Annotated in this window: 4 protein-coding genes; all 4 read left to right on the top strand. The window is 54.7% G+C overall.

Annotation, left to right across the window (positions count from 1 at the left end):
• The first annotated feature begins 371 nt into the window (after nucleotides 1-371).
• Nucleotides 372-1,424 (top strand): zinc-dependent dehydrogenase, encoded by a 1,053-nt coding sequence (locus H8Q75_RS03515; protein WP_297040550.1) that lies wholly within the window; start codon nucleotides 372-374, stop codon nucleotides 1,422-1,424.
• Entirely contained in the window at nucleotides 1,424-1,726 is a 303-nt protein-coding gene (locus H8Q75_RS03510; protein WP_041429011.1) for a DUF2499 domain-containing protein, read from the top strand. Before H8Q75_RS03515 ends, H8Q75_RS03510 begins: the two co-directional genes overlap by 1 nt.
• A 197-nt stretch (nucleotides 1,727-1,923) precedes the next feature.
• The gene (locus H8Q75_RS03505; protein ID WP_024124296.1) at nucleotides 1,924-3,801 is read left to right on the top strand and encodes a sodium:proton antiporter; all 1,878 of its coding nucleotides are present in this window, start codon (nucleotides 1,924-1,926) and stop codon (nucleotides 3,799-3,801) included.
• Nucleotides 3,802-3,974: 173 nt separating this feature from the next.
• Nucleotides 3,975-4,691, top strand: a 717-nt coding sequence (locus H8Q75_RS03500) for an S-layer homology domain-containing protein (protein ID WP_297040545.1), incomplete at its 3' end; no start/stop codon positions are given.

The raw sequence follows: 4,691 nt of genomic DNA, 5'->3' as shown, positions 1-4,691 counted from the left end.
TATATGGGAACAAACTATAGTCGAAAGGGTATCCAGAAGATATTGGATTCGGCACTTGAAGTTGTTGACCCAGAGCTTCGTTCTACAATACAGGTAAACGTCTACAGGTAAACGTCGAGTAATCCCCCAACAAGCTTTTTAGCCGGCCGGCCTTCGGGGGGCTGAAGCTCATGCCGTTGAGTGCCTCTACCTCTGATGCCGTAAGGCGTTGAGCACAGCACAATGCAAGTCACCTCAGTTGAGTGTTGGTTTATCCGCAGCAAAAGCACCAGGGTTCTCCTTTGCGTGAAGTCAAAAAGCGATATCATCAAGACTTGCTCTCAGCGCAAGGGACAATTATCTTTAGGGGTGACGAGTTTGCAAAGGTCTCAATGAAAGCCCAAGTGTTCCGAGGGGTAAATCAACTCAGCTACGAAGAGATTCCGATTCCTGAAATTGCTGCTGATGAAGTATTAGTGCGGGTCAGGGTGGTTGGGTTGTGCCAATCGGACATCAAGAAAATTCGCTATCCCCTCTATGAGCCGCCCCGTATTTTTGGCCATGAAACAGTGGGTGAAATTGCCGCGGTGGGCGATGCGGTGACGGGTTGGCAAGTGGGTCAGCGGGTGGTGGTCATGCACCACATCCCCTGTATGCGCTGCGCCTACTGTTTGAACGAAAACTACTCCATGTGTCATGTTTATAAAACAGTAACGACAACGGCAGGCTTTATTCCCAGTGGTGGTGGCTTCGCTGAGTATGTGAAAGTGCCGGGACACATTGTGCAGCATGGGGGACTGATTCCCATTCCCGATCATATTAGCGATGAGGAAGCCAGCTTCATTGAACCCACCAACTGTTGTCTCAAGGCAGTGAAGAAAGCGGGGATCGCTCCCGGTCAAACGGTGTTGATTACGGGAGTAGGGCCTATTGGTCTGATGTTCATTATGTTGGTGAATCTCTTTGGAGCGCGGGCGATCGCCACCGATCTCCTACCCTCGCGGATTGCTAAAGCCAAAGAAGTGGGGGCTGCTGCTGCCTTTGATGCCCGCGATCCGGATCTGAGTGCCAAGGTGCAGGCCCTGACCCAAGGCTTGGGGGTAGATGTCAGTCTCTTGGCGGTCCCCAGTGAAAAAGCCTTTTGCCAAGCCCTAGAGTGTACGCGCAAGGGGGGCAAAATCCTGTTTTTTGCGGAGTTTCCCGATGAAGTGGAGATTCCCCTCAATCCCAACATTCTCTACCGCCGTGAGATTGACCTCATGGGGAGCTACAGTTCCTCCTATCGCTTGCAGTCCCTTGCCTGCGACATCATCTTTAACCGCCGTATTGACGTCAAAACCCTCGTCAGCGATCGCTATCCCTTGGCTCAACTAGCTGAGGCAGTGGAACGGGCAGTGCATCCCACCCCGGAAACTTACAAAATCCTCATCTATCCAGAGTCCTAATGCACGCTCTATCAATTCCCACGTGGATGGTGCATATTTCCAGTGTGCTGGAGTGGATGGCAGCCATTTGGTTTGTGGCACAACTGGATCGCCGCTGTCCAGAGCAAGGATGGCGATGGTTAGCCTGGGCAATGCTACCGGCTTTAGTGAGTGCCATGTGTGCCTGTACGTGGCATTACTTTGATAATGCAGTGACACTAGCTTGGTTGGTGGATTTGCAAGCCCTGCTCACATTCTTTGGCAACTGTACCCTCTGTGGTGCAGCGGCCTGGCTCTGGTGGCGATCCCAAAGCGCGCTGTAGCCCCCTTCTGGAGGCAAACCTTAGCAAAATTAACTGAAATTGGCAGTGCCCAAGGACTTCCAGTATCCTGTAATCAGGTTCCCCTGCCATGGGGTGTAACAAATGCAACGGTCCAGTATTGAACTTTGACATAAAACAAGGAGGAATGCTTGCCCGCCAGTCTAGCCCTAAACGCCTAAACCTCTGTGGAGGCTGCGATGGAAAGTAGTGCCGAACTCACCGCCTTGTTCGTGATCACAGTTGTTCTGGGCATTGGTGCCCAAGTGGCTGCTCACTGGCTACGGCTGCCCAGTATTGTCCTGTTGTTACTGGTAGGAATTCTCTCAGGGCCAAGTGGCTTGGGATGGGTTCATCCCGAAGTGTTAGGGGAGGGCATAGAAGTTTTGGTTCCCCTCTGTGTCGCACTCATTCTTTTTGAAGGGGGGCTGAGCTTAGATCTCAGTCGTGCCGACCAAGATATTACAGGTAGCCTGTGGAAGCTAGTGACGGTGGGGGGATTGATGACGTTTGTGGCTGGGGCAATGGCTGCCCACTGGATTGGTGAGTTCCCTTGGCAACTGGCGTTTCTCTATGCCTCCCTTGTGGTGGTGACGGGACCGACGGTTGTGGGTCCCCTGTTGCGCCAAGTGGGTGTTGAGCACAAGTTGGCGGTGATTCTGGAAGGGGAAGGTGTGCTCATTGACCCCATTGGTGCCATTCTGGCGGTCGTCGTGCTGAACGTAGTGCTCAATCAAGACCTCGGCATGGGGGCGATCGCCCTTGGTATTGGTCAGCGCTTGGCTGTAGGTGCCTTGATGGGGGGCATCGGCGGCTGGTTTCTCAGCCGTTTTCTGCGTCGCGCTTGGTTTCTCGCCGACGATCTCCGCAATTTACTGGTGCTGGCGGTTCTTTGGGGCTTGTTTTGGCTCTCGGATCAACTGGTGAGCGAGTCGGGTCTGATGATGGCGGTCGTTCTCGGCTTGGTACTGCGCTGGGGTGAAGTGCCGGGGGAGCGACTGCTGCGCCGCTTTAAGGGACAATTAAGTACCCTTTCAATTTCAGTGTTGTTTGTGCTCTTGGCTGCCGATCTGTCGATCGCGGGTCTGTTGGAGCTGGGTTGGTCGGGGGTGCTCACGGTTCTGTGTTTGATGTTGATCATTCGTCCCCTCGGCGTGGTTCTGTGCACCTGGGGCAGTGATCTCAGTTGGCAACAGAAGGCCTTCCTCAGTTGGATCGCTCCGCGGGGAATTGTGGCGGCCTCGGTGGCATCGCTCTTTGCCATTACCCTGACCAATGCCGGCATGAGTGGCGGGGATGCCATTAAGGGACAAGTCTTTCTAACGATCCTGATGACGGTGTTTGGCCAAGGCTTAACAGCGCGTTGGGTGGCCACTCAACTGCATGTCCGTGCCCAAGGGGCTTCAGGGGTGATGATTGCCGGTTGTACCCCCCTCGGTAGGCTGCTGGCGCGGATTTTGCGCGATCGCGGCGAAGAGGTAGTGATGATTGATACCGATCCAGAGGCGGTGGAGCAGGCTCGCCGTGACCACCTGCCCGTCTATCTCAGCAGTGGCCTTGACTTGAATATCTTGCAGGAGGCCGGCATTACCCAGTTGGGCACCTATTTGGCGGTTACCAGTAACACAGAGGTGAATGCCGTGTTGGCACAGCGCGTCCTCGAAGAATTTCACCCGCCACGGGTCCTGGCTGCCCTTGAGCTAGAGGATTGTCCCTTGGGGTTGAGTCCAGCCTTTGCCCTACAACTGTCGATCAAAAAATGGAATCAATATATCAACACGGAGGCAGTTCGTCTTGGGGAACTGGTCATTGAGGAGGAGCGATCGCAATTGCAACGCCAGCACCTTGACGCCTTGATACGCTCTGGAAAAGTGCTTCCCCTCCTGGTGGAACGGCCAGAGGGATTGCGGGTGGTGCGAGCCAATGAAGAGTGGCAAGTGGGCGATCGCCTGATTTACCTGCTCCACAGCCCCAAACCCCACACACTGCCGGCGGCCCTTATTTCTGGCTGGCAGATGAATACCCAAGTGGAATCAGTTCTTGTCCCCAGTGAAGCCCCTACCCCCAAAGGAACCTAATCTACAGCGCTGCGTCCATAGGAATCAGCAGAGTCGCCCCTTGGCCTGTTTTCCCTGTCAAAGCCGCTGAGGGGTCAACCCTCGCAGCTAAGTCTTTAATACCGTCTTACTTGGAGAGATTTGCAATGCAGAGCCTAGCACAGCGCAGCTTGGCCCTTCTGAGCTGCGGTTTAATGAGTTCTAGTACCCTTGCCCTTCTGGCCGCTGTTCCGGCTCAAGCCCAATCCCGTTTTACCGATACCCAAGGTATTTGGGCACAGGCCTGTATTGACCACCTTGCCAATCGCAACATTATCAGCGGCTATCCCGATGGCACATTTCGCCCCTTTGCGGCAGTCACGCGGGCTGAATACGCAGCCATGCTGGGGAAGGCGTTTCCCAATGCCCCAGTGGTACGCGCCCCCGGTACGTTTAACGATGTCCCCAGCACGTTTTGGGCAGCGAGTGCGATTCAAAACGCCACCCGTACCGGCTTTTTGAGTGGCTACCCCGGCAATGTTTTTCAGCCCAATCAAAATATTCCTCGCGTTCAGGCAATTGTTGCCCTTGCCAGCGGCTTGCAGTATCCCACACCGCCTTCTGTGGAGGGGGTCTTAGCCCAGTTCAATGATGCGGCTGCGATTCCCGCCTATGGACGAGCCGGTGTAGCTGCGGCTACAGCTAAACAGGTGGTGGTCAACTATCCCAATGTGCAAGTTTTTGGCCCTAATCAACTGGCCACCCGTGCCGATATTGCGGCATTCCTTTGTCAGGCAACCCGTGCCCCCGGTGCCCAAGCCCTTGTCCCAACACAATACATTGCGGGTGCAGTCACCACTTCACCCATTGCACTGCCGGCTGGTCAACAGATTCCGGCTCGTTTTCCCGATGCAGAGCGGATTGTTCTGAGT

The sequence above is a fragment of the Thermosynechococcus sp. OHK43 genome (assembly GCF_014466085.1).
Taxonomy (GTDB): Bacteria; Cyanobacteriota; Cyanobacteriia; order Thermosynechococcales; family Thermosynechococcaceae; genus Thermosynechococcus.
This window is presented reverse-complemented; position numbering and strand designations above follow the sequence as displayed.

Excerpts from the sequence above, each read along its gene's own strand:
- H8Q75_RS03515 (WP_297040550.1), top strand. The coding sequence starts at position 372 with ATGAAAGCCCAAGTGTTCCGAGGGGTAAATCAACTCAGCTACGAAGAG.
- H8Q75_RS03505 (WP_024124296.1), top strand. The coding sequence starts at position 1,924 with ATGGAAAGTAGTGCCGAACTCACCGCCTTGTTCGTGATCACAGTTGTT.
- H8Q75_RS03510 (WP_041429011.1), top strand. The coding sequence starts at position 1,424 with ATGCACGCTCTATCAATTCCCACGTGGATGGTGCATATTTCCAGTGTG.